Origin of the sequence: Nibribacter koreensis (assembly GCF_039541795.1) — a bacterium.
GTDB lineage: Bacteria > Bacteroidota > Bacteroidia > Cytophagales > Hymenobacteraceae > Nibribacter > Nibribacter koreensis.
Genome location: NZ_BAABGX010000001.1, coordinates 287,946 through 311,371, shown reverse-complemented (window position 1 = coordinate 311,371; position 23,426 = coordinate 287,946). Strand labels below are relative to the sequence as shown.

The 23,426-nt window shown below is 49.6% G+C and carries 26 protein-coding genes and 1 tRNA gene; 10 read left to right on the top strand and 17 right to left on the bottom strand.

The window, feature by feature from the left end; genetic code table 11:
• Positions 1 to 29: 29 nt before the first annotated feature.
• Complete coding sequence (locus ABD880_RS01250) at positions 30 to 1,205, bottom strand: THUMP domain-containing class I SAM-dependent RNA methyltransferase (RefSeq protein ID WP_345161511.1); 1,176 nt, start codon at positions 1,203 to 1,205, stop codon at positions 30 to 32.
• Positions 1,206 to 1,404: 199 nt separating this feature from the next.
• Here ABD880_RS01250 and murB point away from each other — a divergent pair, with 199 nt between their 5' ends.
• Both murB and ABD880_RS01240 read left to right on the top strand, forming a co-directional pair.
• Positions 1,405 to 2,424: a UDP-N-acetylmuramate dehydrogenase gene (gene murB / locus ABD880_RS01245; protein ID WP_345161509.1), complete on the top strand. Its 1,020-nt coding sequence runs from the start codon at positions 1,405 to 1,407 to the stop codon at positions 2,422 to 2,424.
• Positions 2,425 to 2,435: 11 nt separating this feature from the next.
• Entirely contained in the window at positions 2,436 to 2,981 is a 546-nt protein-coding gene (locus ABD880_RS01240; RefSeq protein WP_345161507.1) for a hypothetical protein, read from the top strand.
• Positions 2,982 to 3,073: 92 nt separating this feature from the next.
• Here ABD880_RS01240 and ABD880_RS01235 read toward each other — a convergent pair whose 3' ends face one another.
• The 4 genes from ABD880_RS01235 to ABD880_RS01220 form a co-directional block, all read right to left on the bottom strand.
• The gene (locus ABD880_RS01235) at positions 3,074 to 5,479 is read right to left on the bottom strand and encodes an endonuclease MutS2 (RefSeq protein WP_345161505.1); all 2,406 of its coding nucleotides are present in this window, start codon (positions 5,477 to 5,479) and stop codon (positions 3,074 to 3,076) included.
• A 490-nt stretch (positions 5,480 to 5,969) separates the two neighbouring features.
• Positions 5,970 to 6,740: a TIGR02757 family protein gene (locus ABD880_RS01230; RefSeq protein ID WP_345161503.1), complete on the bottom strand. Its 771-nt coding sequence runs from the start codon at positions 6,738 to 6,740 to the stop codon at positions 5,970 to 5,972.
• Positions 6,741 to 6,943: 203 nt separating this feature from the next.
• Complete coding sequence (locus ABD880_RS01225; protein ID WP_345161501.1) at positions 6,944 to 8,071, bottom strand: LysM peptidoglycan-binding domain-containing protein; 1,128 nt, start codon at positions 8,069 to 8,071, stop codon at positions 6,944 to 6,946.
• Positions 8,072 to 8,084: 13 nt separating this feature from the next.
• Positions 8,085 to 8,921, bottom strand: a complete 837-nt coding sequence (locus ABD880_RS01220; RefSeq protein WP_345161499.1) for a DUF4905 domain-containing protein — start codon at positions 8,919 to 8,921, stop codon at positions 8,085 to 8,087.
• A 115-nt stretch (positions 8,922 to 9,036) separates the two neighbouring features.
• Between ABD880_RS01220 and kdsB the strand changes: the two genes are divergently transcribed.
• A complete protein-coding gene (gene kdsB, locus ABD880_RS01215) occupies positions 9,037 to 9,777 on the top strand; it encodes a 3-deoxy-manno-octulosonate cytidylyltransferase (protein ID WP_345161497.1) in 741 nt (246 codons plus the stop codon).
• 94 nt (positions 9,778 to 9,871) lie between these two features.
• Here kdsB and ABD880_RS01210 read toward each other — a convergent pair whose 3' ends face one another.
• From ABD880_RS01210 to gap, 3 genes are all read right to left on the bottom strand, one after another.
• Entirely contained in the window at positions 9,872 to 10,216 is a 345-nt protein-coding gene (locus ABD880_RS01210) for a translation initiation factor (RefSeq protein ID WP_345161495.1), read from the bottom strand.
• Between the two features lie 10 nt (positions 10,217 to 10,226).
• Positions 10,227 to 11,123, bottom strand: coding sequence for a diacylglycerol/lipid kinase family protein (locus tag ABD880_RS01205; protein WP_345161493.1), 897 nt, complete (start codon positions 11,121 to 11,123; stop codon positions 10,227 to 10,229).
• A 109-nt stretch (positions 11,124 to 11,232) separates the two neighbouring features.
• Positions 11,233 to 12,228 carry a type I glyceraldehyde-3-phosphate dehydrogenase gene (gap, locus tag ABD880_RS01200; RefSeq protein ID WP_345161491.1) on the bottom strand — a complete coding sequence of 332 codons (996 nt, stop codon included), beginning with the start codon at positions 12,226 to 12,228 and terminating at the stop codon, positions 11,233 to 11,235.
• 185 nt (positions 12,229 to 12,413) lie between these two features.
• Between gap and ABD880_RS01195 the strand changes: the two genes are divergently transcribed.
• Positions 12,414 to 12,485, top strand: a tRNA-Glu gene (locus tag ABD880_RS01195).
• Between the two features lie 493 nt (positions 12,486 to 12,978).
• Here ABD880_RS01195 and ABD880_RS01190 read toward each other — a convergent pair.
• From ABD880_RS01190 to ABD880_RS01180, 3 genes are all read right to left on the bottom strand, one after another.
• Complete coding sequence (locus ABD880_RS01190; protein ID WP_345161489.1) at positions 12,979 to 13,326, bottom strand: hypothetical protein; 348 nt, start codon at positions 13,324 to 13,326, stop codon at positions 12,979 to 12,981.
• 2 nt (positions 13,327 to 13,328) lie between these two features.
• Positions 13,329 to 13,715, bottom strand: a complete 387-nt coding sequence (locus ABD880_RS01185; RefSeq protein ID WP_345161488.1) for a hypothetical protein — start codon at positions 13,713 to 13,715, stop codon at positions 13,329 to 13,331.
• 127 nt (positions 13,716 to 13,842) lie between these two features.
• The gene (locus tag ABD880_RS01180) at positions 13,843 to 14,223 is read right to left on the bottom strand and encodes a response regulator (RefSeq protein WP_345161486.1); all 381 of its coding nucleotides are present in this window, start codon (positions 14,221 to 14,223) and stop codon (positions 13,843 to 13,845) included.
• Positions 14,224 to 14,802: 579 nt separating this feature from the next.
• Here ABD880_RS01180 and ABD880_RS01175 point away from each other — a divergent pair.
• The 5 genes from ABD880_RS01175 (at position 14,803) to ABD880_RS01155 (ending at position 17,006) form a co-directional block, all read left to right on the top strand.
• The gene (locus tag ABD880_RS01175) at positions 14,803 to 15,312 is read left to right on the top strand and encodes a GAF domain-containing protein (protein ID WP_345161484.1); all 510 of its coding nucleotides are present in this window, start codon (positions 14,803 to 14,805) and stop codon (positions 15,310 to 15,312) included.
• A 163-nt stretch (positions 15,313 to 15,475) separates the two neighbouring features.
• Positions 15,476 to 15,889 (top strand): hypothetical protein, encoded by a 414-nt coding sequence (locus ABD880_RS01170; RefSeq protein WP_345161482.1) that lies wholly within the window; start codon positions 15,476 to 15,478, stop codon positions 15,887 to 15,889.
• Between the two features lie 54 nt (positions 15,890 to 15,943).
• Positions 15,944 to 16,537 (top strand): heme NO-binding domain-containing protein, encoded by a 594-nt coding sequence (locus ABD880_RS01165; RefSeq protein WP_345161480.1) that lies wholly within the window; start codon positions 15,944 to 15,946, stop codon positions 16,535 to 16,537.
• A 46-nt stretch (positions 16,538 to 16,583) separates the two neighbouring features.
• Positions 16,584 to 16,724, top strand: coding sequence for a hypothetical protein (locus ABD880_RS01160; protein WP_345161478.1), 141 nt, complete (start codon positions 16,584 to 16,586; stop codon positions 16,722 to 16,724).
• A 141-nt stretch (positions 16,725 to 16,865) separates the two neighbouring features.
• Entirely contained in the window at positions 16,866 to 17,006 is a 141-nt protein-coding gene (locus ABD880_RS01155) for a hypothetical protein (protein WP_345161476.1), read from the top strand.
• 87 nt (positions 17,007 to 17,093) lie between these two features.
• On the opposite strand, the gene ABD880_RS01150 is transcribed toward ABD880_RS01155, so the two are convergent.
• The 4 genes from ABD880_RS01150 to ABD880_RS01135 all read right to left on the bottom strand — a co-directional run bounded on the left by ABD880_RS01150 (position 17,094) and on the right by ABD880_RS01135 (position 19,834).
• The gene (locus ABD880_RS01150) at positions 17,094 to 17,537 is read right to left on the bottom strand and encodes a hypothetical protein (protein ID WP_345161475.1); all 444 of its coding nucleotides are present in this window, start codon (positions 17,535 to 17,537) and stop codon (positions 17,094 to 17,096) included.
• Positions 17,534 to 17,884, bottom strand: coding sequence for an STAS/SEC14 domain-containing protein (locus ABD880_RS01145; protein WP_345161473.1), 351 nt, complete (start codon positions 17,882 to 17,884; stop codon positions 17,534 to 17,536). Before ABD880_RS01145 ends, ABD880_RS01150 begins: the two co-directional genes overlap by 4 nt.
• A gap of 259 nt (positions 17,885 to 18,143) precedes the next feature.
• Positions 18,144 to 18,506 (bottom strand): hypothetical protein, encoded by a 363-nt coding sequence (locus ABD880_RS01140; RefSeq protein WP_345161471.1) that lies wholly within the window; start codon positions 18,504 to 18,506, stop codon positions 18,144 to 18,146.
• A 50-nt stretch (positions 18,507 to 18,556) separates the two neighbouring features.
• On the bottom strand, positions 18,557 to 19,834 hold the full coding sequence (locus ABD880_RS01135; RefSeq protein WP_345161469.1) for a PAS domain S-box protein: 1,278 nt from the start codon (positions 19,832 to 19,834) through the stop codon (positions 18,557 to 18,559).
• A 969-nt stretch (positions 19,835 to 20,803) separates the two neighbouring features.
• Between ABD880_RS01135 and ABD880_RS01130 the strand changes: the two genes are divergently transcribed.
• The gene (locus ABD880_RS01130) at positions 20,804 to 21,004 is read left to right on the top strand and encodes a hypothetical protein (protein WP_345161468.1); all 201 of its coding nucleotides are present in this window, start codon (positions 20,804 to 20,806) and stop codon (positions 21,002 to 21,004) included.
• 500 nt (positions 21,005 to 21,504) lie between these two features.
• Here ABD880_RS01130 and ABD880_RS01125 read toward each other — a convergent pair whose 3' ends face one another.
• Together ABD880_RS01125 and ABD880_RS01120 are read right to left on the bottom strand one after the other, a co-directional pair.
• Complete coding sequence (locus ABD880_RS01125; protein WP_345161466.1) at positions 21,505 to 21,912, bottom strand: hypothetical protein; 408 nt, start codon at positions 21,910 to 21,912, stop codon at positions 21,505 to 21,507.
• 62 nt (positions 21,913 to 21,974) lie between these two features.
• A complete protein-coding gene (locus ABD880_RS01120; RefSeq protein WP_345161464.1) occupies positions 21,975 to 22,772 on the bottom strand; it encodes an alpha/beta fold hydrolase in 798 nt (265 codons plus the stop codon).
• Between the last annotated feature and the right edge of the window lie 654 nt (positions 22,773 to 23,426).

Genomic DNA, 23,426 nt, shown 5'->3' with positions numbered 1-23,426 from the left:
CTCTTTTGGTTTTACGCTATTGGTAGTAGTTAAACAGCAGCTTCTCTCCTACTGCCTCGGTACAACTCGTACTTGAACAGGCGGCATTCAATGGGACCGTTGTACAACACAATTCTTCTGGAGGGCTTTAAGCCGATGTGCTTGGCGGCCTCCAAATTGCCGGTAAAGATGAAAGCATCCCAGTCCTGGAAATTACTTTTAAGCGTGTCCCCTATCATCTTGTAGAGGTCATTCATTTCACGGTCATCCCCAATACGCTCACCGTAAGGCGGGTTTACCACGATGGTGCCTTTGTCCACGGGTTTGGTGGCCTCCGCGAAGTTGAGTTCTTTGATGCGCACGTATTCGTCCAGTTCGGCGTATTCCAGGTTTTGGAACGCAGCCTCCACGAAGTCCGGGTCAATATCAGAGCCGAAGATTTCTACTTCGGCGTCTCTATTTTCCAGTGCCAAGGCGGCTTGGTAAATTTCTTTGTACAGCCCGGCATTATAATCTGGCCAGCGCATGAACCCGTAATCACGGCGATATACGCCGGGCGCAATGTTGTGAGCCATCATGGCCGCCTCGGCGAGGATGGTACCAGAGCCACACATGGGATCATATAACGGCGACTTTCTGTCCCACCCCGAGAGTAGCAAGATACCGGCGGCCAGCACTTCGTTCAAGGGGGCCACGTTGGTCTGCTGGCGGTAGCCACGGCGGTGCAGAGAATCACCAGAGGCGTCTAAGGCCAGCGTAACGATGTTCTCATGCATGTGCAGGTTGATGCGCACATCTGGCGTGGCCACATCTACACTAGGGCGCTTGCCCGTTTTGTCACGGAACTGGTCTACAATGGCATCTTTGGTCAACTGTGACACGAACAGCGAGTGCTCAAAGGTAGAGCGCGCCACTACGGCGTTAATGGCAAAGGTGCTATCTACGGTTAAGTAACGACTCCAGTCCTGTTCCCGCACCTTCAGGTATAATTCCTTTTCATCACGGGCCTTGAACTGCGCGAAGGGTTTTAAGATACGGATGGCGGTTCGGCACCAAAGGTTGGCGCTATACAGCAGCCGTTGGTCACCAGAGAAGGTCACGGCGCGCACTCCCACTTTCACAAACTTCGCCCCTAAATCCGTCAACTCCTGGGCCAGCACTTCTTCCAACCCTGCCAACGTGGTGGCAGTCATGTTAAAGGTTTCGGGTTTGGTAGCTTTGGCCATAGACAAATTTGTGTTGAGTGGATGATGAAAGCGCAAGCGCATTTACAGGCGCAAGTTCCGAAAAAAAGCCCACGTCTGTTGCATTCCCGGGCAAAGACCGGCCGGTTCTCAAAAGATTCTCGCAGGTTTGGCCTGAAGGTCTTACCAATCCCAATGCGTTTCCGTAATTTTACCGCGCACCAGATTAGCACCGTTGCCCATGCAAATCAAGAAAGAGGTCTCTCTTAAGCCCTACAACACGTTTGGAATAGATGCCAAGGCTAGCCTGCTGGCCGAGTTCTCCTCTACCCAGGAACTGCAGGACATCTTGCAACATCCCGCCGTGAAGCCCCTGCCCAAGCTGATTCTGGGCGGAGGAAGCAACGTACTCTTCACCCAGGACGTGGAGGCGGCCGTGCTGTTGAACCGCATCAAAGGCATCACCCAAGAGGACCAACCCGACGGTGAGCATGTATTGGTAAAATCCGGGAGCGGCGAGACGTGGCATGACTTGGTGCTGTATTCTATTGAGCATCATTTGGGCGGCATTGAGAACCTGTCGTTGATACCGGGCACCGTGGGCGCGGCACCTTTGCAGAACATTGGGGCCTACGGCGTAGAGTTGAAAGACACCTTCTATTCTTTGGAGGCCGTGGAGATGGAGACGGGCAACTTGATTACCTTCACCAAAGACCAATGCAACTTCGGCTACCGCGAAAGTATTTTCAAGAAAGACGCCAAGGGCAAATACATTGTGACCTCGGTTACTTTGCAACTTACCCGCAAACCTACGTTTAACACGTCCTACGGCGCCATCACTCAGACTTTAGAAGAGATGCAGGTGAAGGAACTGAGCTTGAAAGCAATCAGTGACGCGGTGATTCATATCAGAAAAAGCAAACTTCCAGACCCAGCCAAGATTGGCAACGCCGGTTCCTTCTTCAAAAACCCTGAGATCCCCATTGCCCAATTTGAACTGTTGAAAGAGCAGTATCCCAACATGCCTGGCTACCCGGTGAGCGAGTTTACGGTAAAAGTACCGGCCGGCTGGATGATTGAACAATGCGGTTGGAAAGGCAAAGTGCTGGGCCAGCACGGCGTACACAAAGACCAGGCTCTTGTGTTGGTAAACTACGGCGGCGCGACGGGCAATGAGGTTAAGGAACTAGCCTATGAAATCATCCACTCGGTGCAGGAGAAGTTTGGCATCACGCTCACTCCGGAGGTGAATATTATTTAATTAGCTGATCAATGACCACTGCTGAATACACCGCTTTACTCACTGAAGGCAAGCCTAACGCCAAGGGCCGTACCGATGAGGTGGCCTTGTATATTCTTCAAAACGGGCAGGAGGAATTAGCCAATTTATGGCCAGCGGTGTATGATGCGAATTTTGGCATTCGCGCCCGTGCGGCTCATGTACTGGAGGCAGTGGCCAATCAAAAGCTAGAATGGTTCTTACGGTATCGTGCTGAGATTCTGGAAAGAGTCGCCCTGCCTACGTTAGACCCGGCTTACAATTTCTTTATTCCTAGTATGCTAGGTTTACTCCATTGGGCCGACGAAGACGTGGCAGAAGTGGTGGAACGACTGGAGTGTTGGCTACAGAACATAGACCACCAGTTTGTAAAAGTCTTCTGCCTACAGTCCCTCACTGACATCACCAGGCAACAACCTTGGCTCAAACATGAAACCGAAGAGCTGGTGCGCCAACACATGGCCAAAGGCGGAAAAGCCATCAACGCCCGTGGCCGCATGCTTTTGAAGACCTTAGCTAAAATCCCGACGGTTAACTAGAAGGTTTATATGAAAAAGACCAGCTTATCTAGGCTGGTCTTTTTCATATAAACCGTTTTCGGCCTCTTTTCCAGAAATCAGGCCAAAAACGATTATTTCAAGACAATGACAGAAGCGCCATCGCCGCCGCGCTCAATCTGCTCATTGGCCACGCTGGCTACTTCTTTCAAGGTTCGTACGTAATCACGCACTACCTGCTTAAGCACACCGTTGCCGCGTCCATGGATGATTTTCACCTCTGGGATACCCAGCATGATAGCGTCGTCCATGAAATTCATGACGGTGGTCAAGGCATCTTCTGCGTACCTGCCGCGCACGTCTAAGGTGTGCTGGAAGTCAGCCATGCGTTGGGTCACGTCCATGCCTTTGGTCTGACTCGAAGATGCCACCCGCTCTTTTACTTTCTTCTCCTTCATCCAAGCAGCGTTGTGGTCAGGGCGTTCCAGTTTATCCAGCTTCACAATGGTTTTCAAGCCCCCGAAGCTCACCTCGGCAGTTTTCCCTTTAACAGCCAACAATTCACCTACCGAATCCTGTCCTTGCAACACCACGCGCTCCCCTACCTGCAACGGACCGCTTTTGGCGTTTCCGTTTCTGATGATGGGCTTTGGCTCTGGCAACAGCTTCTCTTTGAAGGTCTCCAACTCCTGGCGGGCTACTTTGGTCTGTTCCTTTTCGGCTTGGCTTTTTCTAATCTGCTCAATGGTGTTCTCAATCTGTTGATTGGCGTCCTTGAGCAAGAGTTTGGCCTGGGCTTTGGCGTTCCGGATGACGTCGGTTTTGCTTTCCTCCAGGTGTTGCTTGAGGGCAGTATATTCTTGTACTGCTTTCTGAAGTTTGCGCTCCTGCTTGGCTACGCTGGCGTTGCGCACCTCAAAGTCGGTTTTCTCCTGCTCCAGTTGTTCCAGCAGTTTGTCATAGCGTATTTTCTCCTTGCCCACCAATGTACCGGCCTTGTCCAGAATGTTCTTCGGCAGACCAATCTTGCGGGCAATCTCCAGGGCAAACGAACTACCCGGCTTACCAATCTCTAGTTGATAGAGCGGCTGTAACTCAGAAGGGTTATAACGCATAGCCCCATTCACAATGCCTGGGGTCTTCTCCGCGAAGTTCTTCAGGTTAGTATAGTGGGTAGTGATGACGCCATACACGTTAGCTTGATGCAGTTGACCGAGCACCGCCTCGGCAATGGCGCCACCCAGGACCGGCTCTGTACCTGTACCAAACTCATCTATCAAAACAAGAGACTTTTTACCGGCAAAAAGCACAAACTGCTTCATATTCTGCAGGTGAGAACTGTACGTACTCAAGTCATTCTCAATAGACTGTTCATCGCCCATGTCCAGGAATACGTCGTCAAACATGCCCGCCTCAGAGCCCTCTCCTACCGGAATTAACAGTCCACACTGCAGCATATACTGCAACAGCCCTACCGTCTTCATGGCCACAGATTTACCACCAGCGTTCGGGCCCGAAATCAAAAGGATGCGCTGTTCTGGGTTCAACTCCAAAGACAGCGGAACTGCTTTTTTGCCATGGGCCAGCATGGTCAGATGCAGGATGGGATGGCGCGCATCCTTCCACTTGATAATTTGCTGTTTATGCAGCTTAGGCATGACCCCGCCAATCCGGTTGGCCAATACGGCCTTGGCCCGGATGAAATCCAACAAAGACAAGAACTGATAGGCCTTTTTAAGGTTGGGCAGATGGTGTCTGACCTGGTTAGTGATGGCCGTCAACAGTCTAATCAGCTCGCGGTGGTAGGCGTTCTCCAGGTCTTTGATGTCATTGTTGAGTTCAAAGACGCTTTCGGGTTCCAGGTAGATGGTCTGGCCGGTGGTAGACTCATCATGGATGAGGCCTTTGATGCGACGCTTGTATTCGGCAATAATAGGAATCACCAAACGACCACCCCTGATGGTAGGCTCGGCATCGCCGGGCGTCCAGCCTTCGTTCTTGGCGTGGCGTAGAATGCTGCTGATGGTTTTACGCAATTGCGTTTGCTGGCCAATGAGGTCGCGCTTTACGCGCTGCAACTCGGGTGAGGCGTCCTCCCGCACGTTGCCAGAGTCATCCACCAGCTTGTCCATGGCGGCCACCAAAGCACGGTCCACTTCCACGCCTTGGGTCAGGGCTTTCAGGGCTGGGAACGCGGCCTCATCCGACTCATAGAAGAAGCCCAGCGCCTGCCGAATGGCCCGCAGAGACATTTTGATTTCAAAGACGCCGCGCACTTCCATGAACGCTCCTTCCAAAGCTGCGCGGTTCAGGTGCTCGGTTACGTCAAAATAGTATTGAGAAGGAAAGTCCTCACCGGAATTAAGTATCTGCGAAAACTCATCAGCTTGCTGTAAAAGGCGCTCCACCAGGTCAAAACGGTTCAGGAACTGAACGCGTTCTACAAAGCGGCGGCCCAAGGGACTTAGACAAGCATCTGACAGCATTTCTCTAATCTGCCCGAAACCTATCTTCTGTTCAAAATTTGATGGATATATCAAGTTCGTTATGTGTTGTTCGTGGTTTGTATTTCGTTTTTGGCCTGTTTTCACAAAAGTAGGTTAAAAACAGCATTGCCAAGCATTGGATAACAGATTGAGGTAAAGGGATGTTCCTTGGTAGGAGGAATTATTTGAGGAAAATCTGGATAATGGCTTGCTGGGTTATAAGTCAGAAAGAGAATCCGTTTTTAGCCTGTTTTCTGGAAAAGAAGCCAAAAACGACATTGGCTGAAAGGCACAGTCTATCTAGCTTTCCCACAAAGATTCCCAGGGCAAGCCCGAGATGTGCCACTTTCAGTAGACAAAAGTGAGATGTGGGAATGTTAAACTCTCCCGCAAGCTTATAGCTTGTGGGTAGCAACCTAGCAAGTTTATAAACTTGCGCTAACCTCAGACTAAAAAAGGCTAGTTGAAAACTTGCCTGATTAATAGCTCCAAGCTGAAAGCTTGAAGCAGGGAGATGGTTAAGCCAAGCTTAATTCTTAATTCTTTAAAACTTCTCCTCTATCCCTAGTCCAAACAACGCGAAGTCATATTTAACGGGGTCTAACGGGTCATAGGCGCGCAGGTGGGCGGTAAGTTCTTCTGCCATGGCCCAGTCTGACTGGGTGCGCTCAATGAGGTTGAGTTTGCGGGCCACGCGCTGCACGTGCACATCGCAGGGACAAATCAAGTCTGCCGGAGACATGCGGTTCCATATCCCGAAGTCTACGCCAGACGCATCTTTTCTCACCATCCAGCGCAGGTACATGTTGATGCGCTTGCAGGCAGATTTCTTGGCGGGCGTGGAGATGTGTTTTCTGGTTCTGTGTGGGGCTTCTGGCAAAGAGAATACCAAGTTATAGAAGTGTTCCAGCCGCGCCTTCTGGCTGGTCAGGGGTGTTTGGCCAGTGCCTATAAATGCTTCTTCTAAGGTATCATGCTGTTCATAAAACCATCTGAAGAAATGGACCAGGTACAGCAAGTCCGTGTCATTGAAGGTGCGGTGCTTAAAGCCCAGCAGGTTTTTGAGGTCATCGTCTTGGTGGTGCAGGATGAACTGGTACGGGGCGTTGTCCATGCGCGCCATCAGCTCAGTGCATTTGTTGATGATGGTCTTGCGCTGGCCCCAAGCCAAGATGGACGCGAAGAAACCGGCTATCTCAATGTCTTGCTTCTGCGCAAACCTATGCGGAATACAGATTGGGTCATTAGCAATAAACTCCAATGTATTGTACCGCCGGTACCTGTCTTCTAGCAAGGCTTTTATCTGTGCAGACACTTTTTTTTGTAATGATTAATGATTAGTGAGTAATGATTAATAAAGAAGGATCAATCTTGAATGTGTAGTACGCTAAATGTAGGAATGAAATTACATCCTCTCAATATTCATTGTAAGGTCATTAAATCAAAAGAGGCGAAAAGCGGAACCCTGTGGGGATTTCCGTTTTTCGCCTCTTTTGGTAAAAACAGGGCAAAAATGCCTTATGGCATATAAGATAACTCTACTCTGAAACGAGCGTCATTGGCGCCAATCTGCTGGCAGGCTTTTTTAGATAGTCTAATGACAACTTTCTCGTTTTCGCCGGTTTCTGGTAGTTTGCCTATCACGCGCACGTACACCGTCTGGCTGTTCATCGGGTTTTTCACCGCCATGATGGTACCCACCGGAGCGGTTTTGTGCAAGGCCAGGAACTTGTTGTTATCGATTTTCTGATCAATGGCCTCGGCCATGCCGCTTTCAGAAACGCGGGCGCTGTATTCAGTGGTAACGGTTTCGTTTTCTTTTGTTTCAGCTTTGGCTACTGGTTTTGCAGGAGGAACAGCCGGTGTTTCAGGCTTAGGCGTTTCTGTCTTTGCAGCAACCGGCTTGGTAATGGTGGCTGGGATGGCTGGCTTGGCCGTTACGGGCTTCACGCCAGACTTAGATGGCGTAGCCGCCGGGGTGGCAGGCTTCTCTGGTGTCACCGCTGCCGTGGCCGCCGGAGTAGTTCCCGCTTGCTTCGGCATGGTTACGTCATCGTCCTTTTCAGGGACGTAAATCGGTTTTTTAGCGGCCGCCTGCGCATTTGGCTTATCGCCGGTGCCCACAATAAGCTCTTGTCCAATCTCTACGGTGTTATCCGTCAGGTTATTCCATTTCTTAAGGTTGTCCAAAGTCACCTGGTGCAATCTAGAGATGGCGTAAAGCGTCTGCTTAGGCAATACTGTATGGATTCTGTTGCCCTTGGCGTCTACCACATACGTTTTGCTGGCCGCTGGTACCGCCGCCGTGGCCGCAGGGGCTTTGGCAGTAGCGGCAGGCTTGGCCGCTGGAACCGCGGCTACGGTTTTCACCGGAGCGGCGGTAGTTTTAGTAGGGATAAGGACAATCTGCCCCACATGGATGGCTTTCTCAATATTGGTGTTAGCGGCCACAATCTGTCCTACCGGCACCCCATATTTTCTAGAGAGCGCGTAAAGGGTCTCGCTAGGCTCCACTTTGTGGGTAATGAAAATTTTACCGTTTACGGCCTTGGTTCCCACAGAATCACGCACTACCAACGTGCCCGCATGAGCCGCCCCCACACTAATCAGGGCGCATCCTAGAACAAACACAAATTTCTTCAACATTGGACTCTATTTCTTAATCAAAATTCACATTCACAGGCAGGGACACAGACAGCAGAACGTTTTTGTCCTGAACCAGAAAAAGCTGACCCGCCTGAACAAAAAACGGAGGCCCACCTATTCTTTCTGCATCCTTCAAGAGACAGCACTCGTATAAGACCGCCCCATTGAGGGTGTAAGTTACCAAAAATTTCACAAACAACCCGTTCTCTTGCCGCACATAGTAGCTGAGAATAAAGCAACTATCTGTTTCTAAATATTCCACTGAAGACGTAGCCACCTGCGCCCTGTCCTTTAACAAAAAGGTTGCCAGGTCGTCAAAATACGTGCTGCCCTGCTCATATATTTCTGGATACAGCACCTGATAAGCCGTGGCCTCTTTTGTATTTTCCTGGATTGTTGGGACTTCGGGCTGTGAGAAGGAGGAAAAAACTTCCCCAGAAAGTGCATTTACCCGGTACAGCACTTTTGGCTGTGTACCAGCTTCTGAAACAAGTAGGGTGCCATGACTTATTCCCTCTAAGGTTGCGGCGGGCAATTCAAAAAACACCTTTTGCGTGGCCCAATGCACTGCTGTGATGCCCTTTGGGTGACCTATCTGCCCTGTTCTTTCAAAGCCGTTCAGGTAAAGCACCTGTTCATGGATGCCGGCCAGCCCTACCCACCAACTTTCTGGCAACTGAAAATGGTCTAACAATACTTGTGAGGAGCCAACTGATATCAAGCAGAAGTAAACCTGCAACGAGGCCGTATCCCGCACTTCTACCCCAACAATGCCGGTAGCCTCGTCTGGCAACAGACGCCAAATGTCTCCCTTAAATAGAAAGCTGGTGGTTGATAGTTGGGAGGACATGCGTTTTTAGGCTGTTTTGGTAAAAGTAAGCCAAAAACGGAAATTAAACGGATCTACCCTTATCGCCTAACCTTTCTGGAAGAATACTATCTTTGGCTTGTTAACTTGACACGCCATGACCACCTTAGGAATAATCCCCGCCCGCTACGCCTCCACCCGCTTCCCCGGGAAACCTTTAATAGACCTCGCCGGAAAATCCATGATTCAAAGGGTGTATGAGCAGGCCCAGAAATCTGGCTTGACGTCTGTGGTGGTGGCTACGGATGATGCCCGCATCTTGTCCCATGTGCTGGCGTTTGGCGGCAAAGCGGTGATGACCGGGGAGCACCATCAAAGCGGCACCGACCGTTGCTACGAGGCCTACACCCAAGCTGGGCAGGAATTTGACGTGGTGGTGAACATTCAGGGAGATGAGCCTTTCATTCAGCCTGAGCAGATTAACAAAATAATTTCCTGCTTTGACCAGCCAGAGGCGCAGATTGCCACGCTCATCAAACCCATTCAGAGCCAGGAAGAACTTTTCAACCCCAACAGCCCGAAGGTGGTGATTGGAGCACAACAACAGGCTCTGTACTTCAGTCGGCATCCCATCCCCTATCTGCGCGGGGCAGAGCAATACCAATGGCTGCAGAAGCATGCCTATTACAAACATATCGGGATTTACGGGTACCGAAGTGGAGTGCTGGCTGAATTGACAAAATTGGCTCCCTCTGCCCTGGAGAAGGCCGAGTCTTTGGAACAGTTGCGCTGGCTGGAACACGGCTACCGCATTGTCACCGCAGTCACAGAATTGGAAACCATTGGCATTGACACCCCCGAGGATGTAGAGAAAGCCTTAGCCTACTTACAAAAATAATAAACCCGTTTTTGGCCTGTTTTCATGAAACCAGGCCAAAAACGGGTTTATAACTTATTCAGCAGACTCAGGACTCTAGACTCAGGACTAAAAATCATCCTCCCGCCTTTTTGGCTTTGTAGCCCAAATCCTGCAACACTTGCATGACTTTGTCCCGGAAGTCGCCCTGAATCATGATTTCATTGTCTTTGGCGCTTCCGCCCACGCCGCACTTGTTTTTAAGCGTCTTGCCTAGGGTTTGCAGGTCCTCATCCTGCCCCACGAAACCCGTAATCAAAGTCACTTTTTTTCCTCCACGCGCTTTCTTGTCTAGTTGCACGCGCAAATCCTGCTGTTGGGGTGGCAGGGTGGCGATGGCTTCGTCCTGCTGGTAATCGTATTCAAAGTCTGGGTTGGTGGAGAACACCACGCCGTCCCGGTTTTTCTTGTTCTTGCTCATCTTCTTTTCTTTATCCTAAAGCGGCTACTACTTCCAGTGATTTAGGGAACAACTTCACTTCAAATTCTGTGGCTTGGCCAATGTACTCCCCATCTGCGTGAAAATGCTGGGGAACGTTGCTCTGCACTTTTACAGTGGCGCAGGTATGGAACTCGGCTAAGGAAGAGGTAGCAATGGTCTTGGTCATGAGGCCATACCCCAATTGCAATGCCTCCGTTAAGCCCACGTGCCGAATCAAACACACATCCAACAAGCCATCCTGAATGTCGGCCATGGGGGCAATAAATGCATCGTTTCCATATTGAGAGGCATTGGCGAAGGCTATCACAAAGAACTCAGAGCTCAACTCCCGGTCATTCACGCTAACAGTGGCTTCCTGGGCAAAGTACGTTCTGAACTCCTTGATGATTAACTGCACATAGCTGGTCAAACCGCGTTTTACACTTTTAGCAAACGCTGAGCTTACCAAGCCGTCAAACCCAATACCCGACGTACAGAAAAACGGATGCCCATTGATGGCGCAGGAATCTATGTGATGAAAGGTGGCCTTGTTAATCAATTCCAGCGCCTGCGGCAGTTTCAATGGGATTTTCAAATGCCGCGCCAAACCATTGCCTGATCCCTTGGGCAGAATGCCCAAGGCGGTATTGGTATTGAGCAGGCCACGGGCCACCTCGTTCACGGTGCCGTCGCCGCCAACCGCCACTACCAGTCGGGTGCCGTCTGCGGCGGCTTGTTTAGCCAGTTCGGTGGCATGCCCGGCGTACTCGGTTAGGAGTATGCAAGGTTCCCAGCGCTGGGCGTCCAGGCCTTGCTCAATCAAGGCGGGCACGTCTACTCCATTCCTGGTTCCCGACTTTGGGTTCAAGATAAAGCATACTTTCTGGCGGGTTTGGCTCTGGCTCATGCGCTGGTTGTACGTCGTTTTTGGCCTGTTTTGGTAAAAATAGACAAAAAAAGTGGTGCCGCTGTAGAGCAACACCACTTCTTAAAAGGTGTAAAAGCTTTTACGCTAACTATCCGATGCGCGCGATTAAATCTGCGGCACGGTTAGAGTAGCCAGACTCGTTGTCATACCAGCCTACCACTTTCACCAAGGTACCGTTGGCAGAAGTTAGGTCAGCGTCAAAAATACAAGAGTGCGGGTTGCCCACGATGTCAATAGAAACGATTGGGTCCTCAGTGTACTCCAAGATGCCTTTCATTTTTCCATCTGCGGCAGCTTTCATGGCGGCGTTGATTTCGGCTACGGTTACTTCGCGCTTCAAGACAACGGTTAAATCCGTCAAAGAGCCATCCGGAATAGGAACGCGCATGGCAACACCATCCAACTTACCGTTCAAGTGAGGCAATACCAAACCTACGGCTTTGGCGGCACCAGTTGAGGTTGGGATGATAGAATACGCAGCGGCACGAGCTCTGCGCAAGTCAGAGTGAGGTGCATCCTGTAAATTCTGGTCTGCAGTGTACGCGTGTACCGTGGTGATGTACCCCTTCTCAATGCCGAAGGCATCGTCCAACACCTTCGCCATTGGGGCAAGGCAGTTGGTAGTACAAGAAGCGTTAGACATGATGGTCTCAGAACCAGTCAAAGTGTCTTCGTTCACGCCTAATACTACCGTTGGGATGTTTCCTTTGGCTGGGGCAGAGATTACTACTTTCTTGGCGCCGGCTTCTAAGTGTCCGCCTGCTCCTTTTTCATCTACGAAACGACCAGTAGACTCCAATACCACGTCTACGTTCAGTTTACCCCAAGGCAAGTTCTTAGGCTCGCGCTCTGCGTATACTTCAATGCGGTTGCCGTTTACGGTGATGCTAGATTCATCTGCAGTGACGGTGCCGTTGAAACGACCGTGTACCGAGTCATATTTTAATAGGTGCGCTAGCGTGGCGTTGTCGGTTAGGTCGTTGATGCCAACTACCTCTACGTTCTCGCGCTCCAACAGGGCTCTAAAGGTAAGACGGCCTATGCGACCGAAGCCGTTGATGGCTACTCTTATTTTCTTAGACATGGATAAATAAGGTTTGGTTATGGGTTGTACTAACTACCGGCGAAGTTACGCCTCTTGGATAGCAAAACAAACTAAAATTTTGGGGCTCATTTTGAGCAGCTTACCATTTTAGGCACTTTTTTTTGTGCCCACCTTTTGCAAATCAAAATCACCCCGCTATATTTGCACCATCAAAACCGACAGATGGTCCGTTCGTCTAGGGGTTAGGACACCAGATTTTCATTCTGGTAACAGGGGTTCGATTCCCCTACGGACTACGATTAAAATTACTAAAGGCCTGTAAGACAAACTCTTACAGGCCTTTTCCTTTCATTTGCGGATAGATATACGTACAACTTTCTAAGCTTACAATTAATCCTCTAAAATTTTAACAACTCATCTCAGAGTCATAGTACAGGTTTAGTTTGTTAAGATGAGTGAATGGGATTCAACTTCACTGATCACGGCTTAATACTACATGGCCCAATTCTGTCTCGTAAAACGGCCATTTCATGAGACAATATTTTACCCAGATCATCAAACGACTTGATCTTATTTAAGAAGATTACAGCACTTCTGCAATATCCCCCCTTCCCTTAGTTAATAAACTTGGACACTTCTAATCTTTAACCTCTAAAAAGAAAGAAGCGGCGTCCAAAGAGACGTCGCTTCTTTAAGAGTAATAGGTATTTAATTCTACGCTTTATGTATGGTTAGGTTTCATGAAAGCTGGTTTTGACATTATCCACAAGAAGTATGTCTCTTGGTCAATTATATCTTCTTGGTTTTCTGCTCCAGTCGGGAAAGAATAGTCAAGAACTCCTTCCCAGTGGTCTCCATTTCCTGGAACCTCTCCCTAGCCTCGGTCTCCCGCCCAGCGTCCCAGCATTTAATCAAGGCCTCGGTCTTGGCCGTCATTTCGCTGTGCAGGTAGTTCGCCTCTAATACCTCATCCTCTTCAAGATGGTACCGGGTGGCCAGGGCCTCTACCCATGCGCCGAGTTCCCGCAGGTAGGCCTTGAAGGTGTCAGGGTCTGCCTCGCTCCCCAAGAGGAAGCCCCTCACCCTAGTCCTGAAGAAGGTGTGCTTGGAACGCGCCTGGTTAAAATCTATTACCATGGCTATGCAGAAAGAATTTCAGGGTCAATTCCCAGCCAAGCGCACGCGTCCTCCAGGGAGTCGAAGTACTGGAACTCGAAGGGGATGCGGTCGCCGATGACCTTCAATATGTTCTTGGTGGCCATCTGGTTGAACACATCCGTGGACTCTATGGTAGCGGACTTCCGGATTTTGGACAGCCTCAGGAACTCGGGGAACCAGACCGTGTTGATGTATTCCTGGTCAGCAGGTCTAATCACCTTCATGTTGCGGTTGTCTCCCAACCCCAGCTCCACGTCCTTGGTCGCCACTAGCTCTAGGGAGGCGTCCAGTATCCTCCGCAGCTCATCGCTGGGCGTGAAGCCGTGGTAAACGGTGAAAACCAGCTTCTCCCGCTCGAAGTAACTCATGGTGGCATGCTCGGACTCGTAAAAAATCATTTGTGCAGTTCTTATATTTAAACTTGATGACTTTGGCAAATATCTACTTAACTCCTAAGACTTCTACGTCCCAACTGGCAAAATCACTTCAACAACATCAAATCAGTGATCTTATCTGGTCAAGATGTCCCTTCTCTAGTGGTTTTGAGAGATAACCCTTAACGAAATGGTACCTTCGAACAGTCTCCATATCCCGGGAGTTGGACGAGCTGGAGAGAATGAATATCGGCGGAATGACTGTCAGCTCACCTTCAAACTCCCCTGCCAAGGCATCCAGTAACTCGAAGCCATTCATCACCGGCATGTTGAGATCAAGTAGAACGAGGTCAAACTGCTCACTCATTACAAATGAGAGCCCCTCCTCCCCGTTCTTTGCGCAAACCGTCTGCTCGGCGAAATTCTCCCGGGCAATTAACCTCCTTACTAAAAATCGGGAGGTTTCATTATCATCCACAAAAAGAACCTTCCTCAGACGCATTTTCAAGCAGTTTATGTTTTCTAATAAAGAATATTAAAGAGACCTTTCTAAAATTTTGCAGATGGGATATCTAATTTTCAGATAAAATGATGCTACCCCAATGAAACAAAGGTACAAAACATAAGTAATGTCCTTCTCAGGGAAAGCCTCCTTCAGAAAATGCAGACCGACTTTCTCCTATCGGTTGCGCACAGTCACTCTGAGATAGTCGTCCGTGGCGGCAAGAACCGTAAAATCCGGCGAGACCACCAGATTCTCGGGGACGTCATTGAAAAGGGAGGGGAAGTCCATATGCGCAGGTTTTATTTATGGGTTGGGAAATTTAACGAGTAAAAGTGAGGGTTTTACTAATTTTTGACGCCTTAGGTTATGAGAGAAGCCACCTTGCTGTCTGCTAGTAGCCTTGTGCGTCATGCCATAGTTAGGACTTATCGCTGTTGTGGAGTGCTAAAGCTTGGGTTAATATCATCTCTTAATTAGTCTGGTTAAAAAAAACAGTATCTTTCAGGCTAGGCAACCTTACTTATTAAACAGAGGTTGTACTAAGCAGGCCAACTGACCGCGATTATATTAAATAAAATGGAAAACACTTTCGGCTTGCCGATCATACCCGAGAACGAGGAACAGAGACTGGTCAAGCTACATAGCCTTAACATTCTGGATCAACCGAAGGCCCACGGACCGTTCCAGCACGTAGCCGAGATGGCCGCGCGCATGTTCAACGCCCCCATCGCGCTGGTGAACTTCGTGGACAGCGAGCAGGTCTTCACGAAAGGCAGCGCTGGGCTGGATAACCCTACTCCAGTGCCGAGGGGCACGAGCCTCTGCTCCCTTGCCGTCCTTAACAACGACGTCACCGTCTTCGAGAACGCCTTGCAGGAGCCTTGTCTTCTGGCAAACCCTATGGTAACGGGCGACTTCGGGCTTCGCTTCTACGCCGCCGCGCCGCTTCGGACGTCCGACGGCCACAACATAGGCGCCCTCTGCATCGTGGACAAGGAGAAGCGTGAGTTCCCAGAGTCGGAGAAGAGGGTGCTGGAGCACCTAGCCTCTATCATCATGGCCGACATCGAGAAAGGCGTAGCTTAACGAAAATCACATTTGGGAGTGGTCAGTGTCAAATTGCACCCATGGTTATTCCCCGTCGTTAATCGATTTAACCCAGCGGTTACGTAGCCGTAATCACTTGTTAAGTAGGAAAACTGGCCGCCAAGGTTGGTAGCAATAGCTTCAATATTATAATTAAAAAAGTATGATAATCAGCCAGAATGGTTTGATAACGCTGGAATACGATCCAGCGACTGATATACTTTCAGTATCCCTTCCAGACATCAGAAAGTTCACGGTTTCAGAGGTAGAGCGCTCCCTGGCCATGGTGGTGGAGGCAGTCCTCAGTTACGACATCAAGAAGATACTTCTGGACTCCAGCAAGTCCATCGTCGAGGTGGATGACGCCGAGTACAGGGTGGTCATTATGAAGTTCTCAGGAGACCTGATGAAGACGCGCCTCAAATACCTGGCGCGCGTGGGCAGCCCCATAGCCGCGCAGGAGAAAAGAGCCTCTGAGGTGGCGCAGGAGGTGACAAGGACCCAAACCCTGCCCGTAGAGTTTCAGAATTTCATGGACCGAGTAGAGGCGCATAGCTGGCTAGTAGCTAAGCACTAAGAAACTTCTAATTAAAGAATCTGCGTTCGCCCCTGGGCAGCACTATAAGAATACATGGATACAGAAAGAATTGGGAACCAGGACATGATGCACGGCAGCATCTTCGTCCTCTTGAAGCGTTTTGTGGAGTACACGCACGACCACAGCACCTGGCTGGGGCTTGTGGAGAGCGCCGGGGTGGAGAACGCCTCCTATCAGATGCATGACATGTACCCCACCGACGACCTTTTCGCCATCGTGGCGCGGGCTTCTGAGCTTTCTGGCACCCCGGTATACGACCTGATGGAACAGTACGGCGAGTTCATAGTGCCGGACCTGCTGATGGTCTACAAGAAGTACATCTCCCCCGAGTGGCACACCTATGACATGCTCCTCAATACGGAGGAGGCCATGCACGGGGCGGTGCGGCGCGAGGACCCAAGGACCACCCCGCCCATGCTGCTCGTGACCAAGTCAGGCAGAGACAGGCTCATCGTCGACTACTACTCCAAGCGCCGCATGGCGGGCGTGGCCGTGGGAATCATAAGAGGCATCGCTAATTACTATGGCGAGGGGGACCAGGTGACGGTGAACCGCATGTCAGACCCAGAAGACGAGCGGGTTCAGATTTTCGTAGATTTTAAAAGACGGGAAGGCTCTTCAAAGTAAAGTTTAAGATAGCATAAAAAGCATCTTAAGCAACCTAACTCTGAGCATGAACCTACTCCCTAACAGCCCCATCCGAATGGGCTACAGCCCGTCCACGGACATTCTTACAGTGGAGTACCCAGACCTAGACCCCGCCTCCCTACACATGATTCGGGAGAGCTTCACAGTGATGGTTGGGGCCATCTAAAACTATGACATAAAGCGCCTGTTATTAGATGCAAGCCTCTCTAGGATAACAGTTGGCGAGCAGCAAAACAGGGAGCTTTCTTTTTCATTGGGAGCTGAACTGGCAAGGACAAGGCTTGAGAGACTGGCTCGCATACAGCCTATGGATCAGGCCCGCGAACTGCAGGCACAGGCCAACATTGAGCAGATAAGGCGGTCAGGCCACCTTTCCTATCAAATCAGGACTTTCTCCAGAAAACAAGATGCTATCCTATGGCTAGAAGAGAAAGACACACCCATTTAATTTTAGAAACGTGCCTTTATAATAGCAGAACTCATAACAGGAATCTTTATACCTTTATTGTCTACTCTCTAAAAAGATTGGAGGGTATTAATCAATACGGCCTAGAGATATAAGCCATGACTCTGCGTTCTGCTCATCGTCAAAGGTCCTGATCTCAAAGTCATCTCCCAGACGCTGTATGGCCATTTCAACCGTCATGGTGGCAAAGACGCTGGTAGGAACCACATAGGCGAGGTAGCGTAAACCGGCTTTCCTCATCTCAGGTGCCCACTCGGTCTCCACCCATTCCAGGGCCGTGTCCCAGGAGCCTATCACCTCCTTGTTGCAGTTAAGCAATTTGGCATAGGGCCTTTCCCGCATCAGCTCAAGCATTTTAAGCCCCCCGCCTTTCACAGTCTCCTCTGACTGAGCACCAAACCACTGGGCATGTACGATTGAGTTATCGCTTTTTCTGGAAATACGGCAGTATACGTCACCAAACACCCTTTTCAACTCCACCTTTTCTGCATTCATCATTCCTGTGGGACTCATATGCTAATTTCTTGGAGTGAATACTGTCTTAGCCATTGTCGGGCTACGCTTATGTTGTCGAATACCTTCGCCTCGAAGGATTTTAAGTTGGAATAAAAGGCAGAGGCCGAGGATTCTGCGAAGGTCTGGGGGGCGGTGATCATGGCAAAGTGCTTCAGTCCGGCTTTCGCCGCCATGGGAGCCCATTCGTTCACAACCCAATCTATCGAGTGGTCCCAGCTCCCAATCACCTGGGTGGTGTCGTTCAGAACGCAGGAAAGTCCCGCCTTTCTGAGAGCGTCCGTATAAGCCAAGGCACCTGCCTTCACGCTTTCCTCCGTCAGATACCCCATCCAGTTCGTATGCACCCATTTATTCTCACTGTCCACCGTCACTGAGAGATAGACATTCCCGAATGCGTTTCTGTACTCCTGTGTCATAATGCTACCTAGACGTAAGTTGCCGCCTAAGGTTCTATAGATGTCGTAAATCGTTAAATAGCGTAAATCTTGTTACAGCCGGTCAATGTTTCAGTCCTTTCTCCAAATCTTATAGTAAATCATCGGTTAAGACATTTACTCATGAAAGCTACCTTTTTAAAAGTATTTCCCCATTTGGGAATTTTCATTAGGCTTTGCTTTCAATCTCATCAAGCAACCTTATCAGTTCTTCCTCCCATCTGTCAAGGTGGGTCAGCCCTGACCGGGCCTCGTCTATCTTGCCTCCTTTGTAAAGGCTAATCAAATCCTTGGCTATGCCGGAGATGGACAGATTGATCTTCTCGATCTCCCTTATCTCTGCCAAGTGTCCGTATTTTGCCAAGGCAGAGGCATACAACCACTGCCCCAGAGAGTTATCCCTTGGGGACAGCACCGAGTCGTCCGCGGAACTTCCGTACAGGATGGACCGCAGCTTTGACTTGAACAGGATGAATTTCACCCTGGCCTGCTTTATGTCTAGGCTCTGAAGACTATCCTGTTTGTGTAACATATTGGGGGATTGGTGTAGTAAAAACGAAAGCTACGATTGAAATATCCTTGCTATTCTTCTGATTTCACCTGATTGTCAAGCTTTGCCAGAACCAAGTCAGTGACCTCAAATCCAAAGGTCACGATTCCCGCAATTCTACCCTCTTCCTTAAAGGCCTGATACACGAAATTATAGTAGGTATCCACCATCTGCCCGTTCCCATGACGGTCTATCTTCGCCAGCATCTCATTGCCTACGAAAGGTTCGCCGGTCTGGTAAACTTTGTCCAGCAGTTTGAAAAAACCCTGTCCCTTTAACTCGGGCCAGGCCTGCTCCACCGTCTTGCCGATGAACTCCCTTCCTGGCGCTAGTTGCTGGTAGAACGGGTTGACCATTTCGTATACATGCTCAGGGCCCCGCTGTATGGCCACCAGTGCCGGCGCCTGCATGAACAGGTCGTGCAGAAGCAGTCGTTGGGACTCAGCCTTCTGGGAGGCCGCCACCTCGCGGTCGAAAGAGGCCGCCAGCTCCTCGTTGGTTGCCACGAGCTCCTCCACCATTTTTTTCTGCTCGTGGTAGTCGGTGGTACTGCCCACCCACATCATAACCTCCCCACTTTCATTCAGCCGGGGCAGGCCCTTAGTCAGGTGCCAGCGGTAGGTACCGTCGTGCCGCCGGACCCGGTATTCCACCTGGTACTCCGTCTTTGTCTCCACAGCCCTGTTCCAAGCATTGCTGGCCTTCTGGGCATCATCCGGATGCACGGTCTCCAGCCAGCCGTAGCCGTACAGTCTGTCCAGCGGAATGCCGGTATACTCCGCCCACCTCTGGTTGTAGTAGTCGCAGTACCCGTCCGGCCGGGTGGTCCAGAACATCTGGGGCAGAGACTCGGCCATGAACCTGAACTTCTCCTCGCTGTCCCTCAAGGCCCTTTCTGCCGCCTTCTCCTCGGTGAGGTCCTTCACCTCGATGACCGTGGCCACAGGCACCCCGTTCTCAAAGATCGGGCTGGCCGCACAGCTAACGGGGAAGAAGCTGCCGTCCTTCCTGATGAAGACGTCCTGGTGCGCCCGTACGTTGTTGTTGGTAGGCAGGGCCCGGTCAATGGGGCAGTCCGCCATAGGGTAAGGAGTGCCGTCGGGGTGGTGGTGATGGATTATGTCGTGCAACGGCTTGTCCTGCACCTCTGCAAAGGTAAAGCCTGTCATTTTCTCGGCCGCAGGGTTCATGAACGTGCAGAAGCCCCTGTCATTCATCATGAACATGGCCACCGTGGCATTGTCGGTGATGGTGTTGGTTATCTTGAGCTGTTTCTCCAGCGCTGATTCGGACTCAGTTTGTTTGGTCATATGCTCAGATGTTGTATTTTCCATTTGCAGTGGCGATAACTGTCAATCTATTTTTACAGAAGCGCAATATAAGGAAATAGGCGGTAAGACCTCCCAAAATCAGCCTCCGACCTTAATGATAAATAACCCTCGACAATGACTAGCGCCCGGCCATTCAACGCAGAATGCCGGATGCCTGTTTTGCGCCTTTCCTCAGTTCTTATGTAATCCAACGAAGACCCATATTAGTCTGGTTGTTCTACATGAGTACTGTTATAAATCATTGACAATCCTAAGGTATTTTTTGGCTGGAGTTACAGAAAAATTGACCAAGGTATAGCGACCGACAATAGGTAGTTGTATTTTTTGAAAAGGATCGTTTGAAAAGTATGGATAAGGAGATTCGGGCTTTCCAACGACAATCCATCAGAAGGGCCATCTTAGTTAGCCTTCTGCCTGTTAGGACGTAAATACTTCCTGCGACCGGAAGCCTGGAATACATCCACCTGTCTGCTTGGACTTACTATTTTTGGAGAAGCCAGGCCTTGGCGTCATCATAGTGCTTGAACTTACTGAAATGAAAAGGCAGACCCTGGATGTTAATCTTCTCCTTCCTTCAATCCACCCCACCTTTACCGATGCATTCATGTTGCTGCATGTGGCGTGTTTGAATGAGCGAACATTCTCTCAAAATCATTCATTGTATGCTCTCCTTGCCTCATCTGATTTATTTTTTCTTTATACTATACGTGGTTGACCATAAAATAAAATCAGAATAACCATAGTATTAATACTTATTAAAATAAAAAAACGGCTGCCTTGCAGGCCCCTTGTTAGCCAGTGACACTAAGGAGTTTAGTCAGAGCCGTGGAGTAAAGTTCTCATTGACCTATTAGAGACGGGCATTGGTTAATTGACTTGCTAAGAACATGGACTAAACTAGTGTATCTACATGCGTTTTCTTATCTTTGCGGACAAAATCTCCCCTATATGTACCATTTATACGCGCAACTTGTTTCTGAATCCCAGAAGTTAGAAGACGCCCAGAGCCTTACCTCTGAGGCGCACGCCCTTATTATTAATGAGAAGATTGTGGGGTATTTTAAAACATACTACTCTGCTTGTAGGTTCGCCATATCCGAGCTGGGTGATGACGATTTCAGAGTAGAAAAATTAAAGCATTGCGCTTAAGGGCATAAAACTAAAATCTAGCTACGTAGTCAAACGGCTATATATTCCAGGACGAACACCCCCCTAAGCTCAAATGGTAATTTAAGACGCCATGATCACTCTGGACTAGGACCCCGCCTAGTATGCCCCTGTCACCACCATGCCCGACAATCTAGGCATTGGGTATGTCAGAGTTGAGCTTCTGCCTAAGTCAAATCGTTGACACCCTCACTAACTATGACATCAAGCTCCTTGCATTGAATCGAACAAGTCAGTGATAGAGGTGAAGGACGAAGCTTACAAGGCTGTCACGCATAGGTTCTCCCTGAACTTGATGGGCACTAGGCTGAGGAAGCTAGACCGCATCCTTGCGCTGGATGAAGCCCGGGAGGTGCGCTCCAAGGAAATTTCCGATGAGGGTACCCAGAAAACAGGTTTATCTATTTAAAACAGGACATTCGTGACAAGAGCAGAAGCTGAGGCATGGCTTCTGGAAGTCTAATCAGATGATAAGAACCTTTTTATCTTTCGTTTAACCAGGCAAGAGCCTCCGACTCGGTCTCAAAAGACTTTATATCCAAGTGGTCGATAGCGTATTCTAGGAAGAAGCTAAAGGATTTTCGGCCATAAATTCCAGGACCCAGGATTTGGGCGAATTTGGTGACACCAGCCTGTTTGGCTTTTGATGCCCACTTTTTCCCTAAAAATAAGGCCCCATCATTCCATGGGCCGATTAGTTCTTTATTGCTGTTTAGGATTTTGGGACAGGGTCTTTCACGAAGCATATCCAAGACAACATTCGCGCCCATCATGATTGATTCTAACGACTGGATACCAATCCAGTTTACAAAGATAAAGCTATTATCGTGAGATCTGCTCGCTTCCAGATAGACATCTCCATTCGCCTTTTTCAACTCTCTTTTTGCCATTAATTGGAAATGGGCACACCCCTAGCCCTTGTTATTGGTTAGCAGTCTACTATTTTGACATGTTACTCCTGCAAAAAACCCTTGATGGCATCTACAGTATATTCTGGGGCACTCAAGTTGGGGCAGTGCCCCGTGGCATCCAGCAGAACAAAGGAGCTGCCTTCAATAGATTCATGTACGTACTTGCCAACTTCTATCGGTGCTATCACATCTTCCTTGCATTGCAACACCAGTGTTTTAACCTTGACCCTTTTCAAGGCTTCCCTCCCGTCAGAGAGGAAAGTCAGGTATGCGAAATTCTTCGCAATCTCTTCATTGCTCCGGCAGAAGCTCGCAGCCAGCTCTTCGCCTAACTCCGGCTTTTCGGCGTTTCCCATGATTACCGGGGCCATGGCATTGGACCAGGCTAGGTAATCACCATCCAATGATTCCAAAAGACCATTAATAGAATCTCGGTCAAACCCTCCCACGTACCCATTTTCATTTATATACTTTGGGGACGGGCCTACAAGGATTAATTTACTAAAGAGCCTAGGGGATGTATTAGCAGCCAGGACACCGATCATGGCACTAACCGAATGCCCTACGAAGATGACATCCTTCAGGCCCAACTCAGTGCAGATGCCGATGATGTCATCGGCGTAGGCTTGAAGTGAGCCATACCTTTGAGGCGAGTATTCCGAAACATCAGAGTGCCCGAACCCAACATGGTCAAATAACACTACTTTGTATTGCTCGGTGAAGGCTGGGTATACGAATCGCCACATGTTTTGGTCACATCCATACCCATGGGCAAAGAGCATTGGCGTGCTGCCATTGCCCAAGACTTTAACATTGTTCCTTTCTATGGCATTTATCATGGGCGGGTTTTGTTAAGCAAGGTCTTGCAATTTAGCAATAATAAATTTGCAACCTTTTAGTCTAAGGTTGGTGCTTATCTTCTCTGGCCCTCATATACGATAGCTTGCCTCTGTTCGCTGTGGATTAACGTTAAAGTTCGCCGTCATGTAAACACAGAAAGGACCTGCAGAACCCCAAGGGCATAGTATAGTACTAGGATGCCGGCAATCTAAACCTTGTCCCAGGCAAGAAGAACACATGCCAGTGGTTGATTTGCGGAAATGTTCTGGAAGCATGCCGGTTCATTACCCAGAATTTTCAAATAGGGCGTTCAAAATATAATGGATGAGTAAAACTTAGTGATCCGGCGAAAAATGCTCGGCGGGCTTTGCGACGGATTGGCTCTGGCCACTGTTGCCCCAGCCCTGTCCGTGCAGGGGACTTCCCTCCCTGCCGACGCTGCTCATGGGAGCTGGAAGACCCCACCGGGATATTGACAAGGCGCGGGGATAGGTCCAAGGGCCTTGCGCCTGCCTCCAAAGCCAGGGGGCTGTTCAGGATAGACACCGCCTCGGTGGGTTATCGGGTTTCCTTTTCAGCTCTCTCCGAACTTATCGGGGAAGGGGAGCTTTTTCCCGTAGGCGGTATTTCATGATGAATCGGATTACACAAGC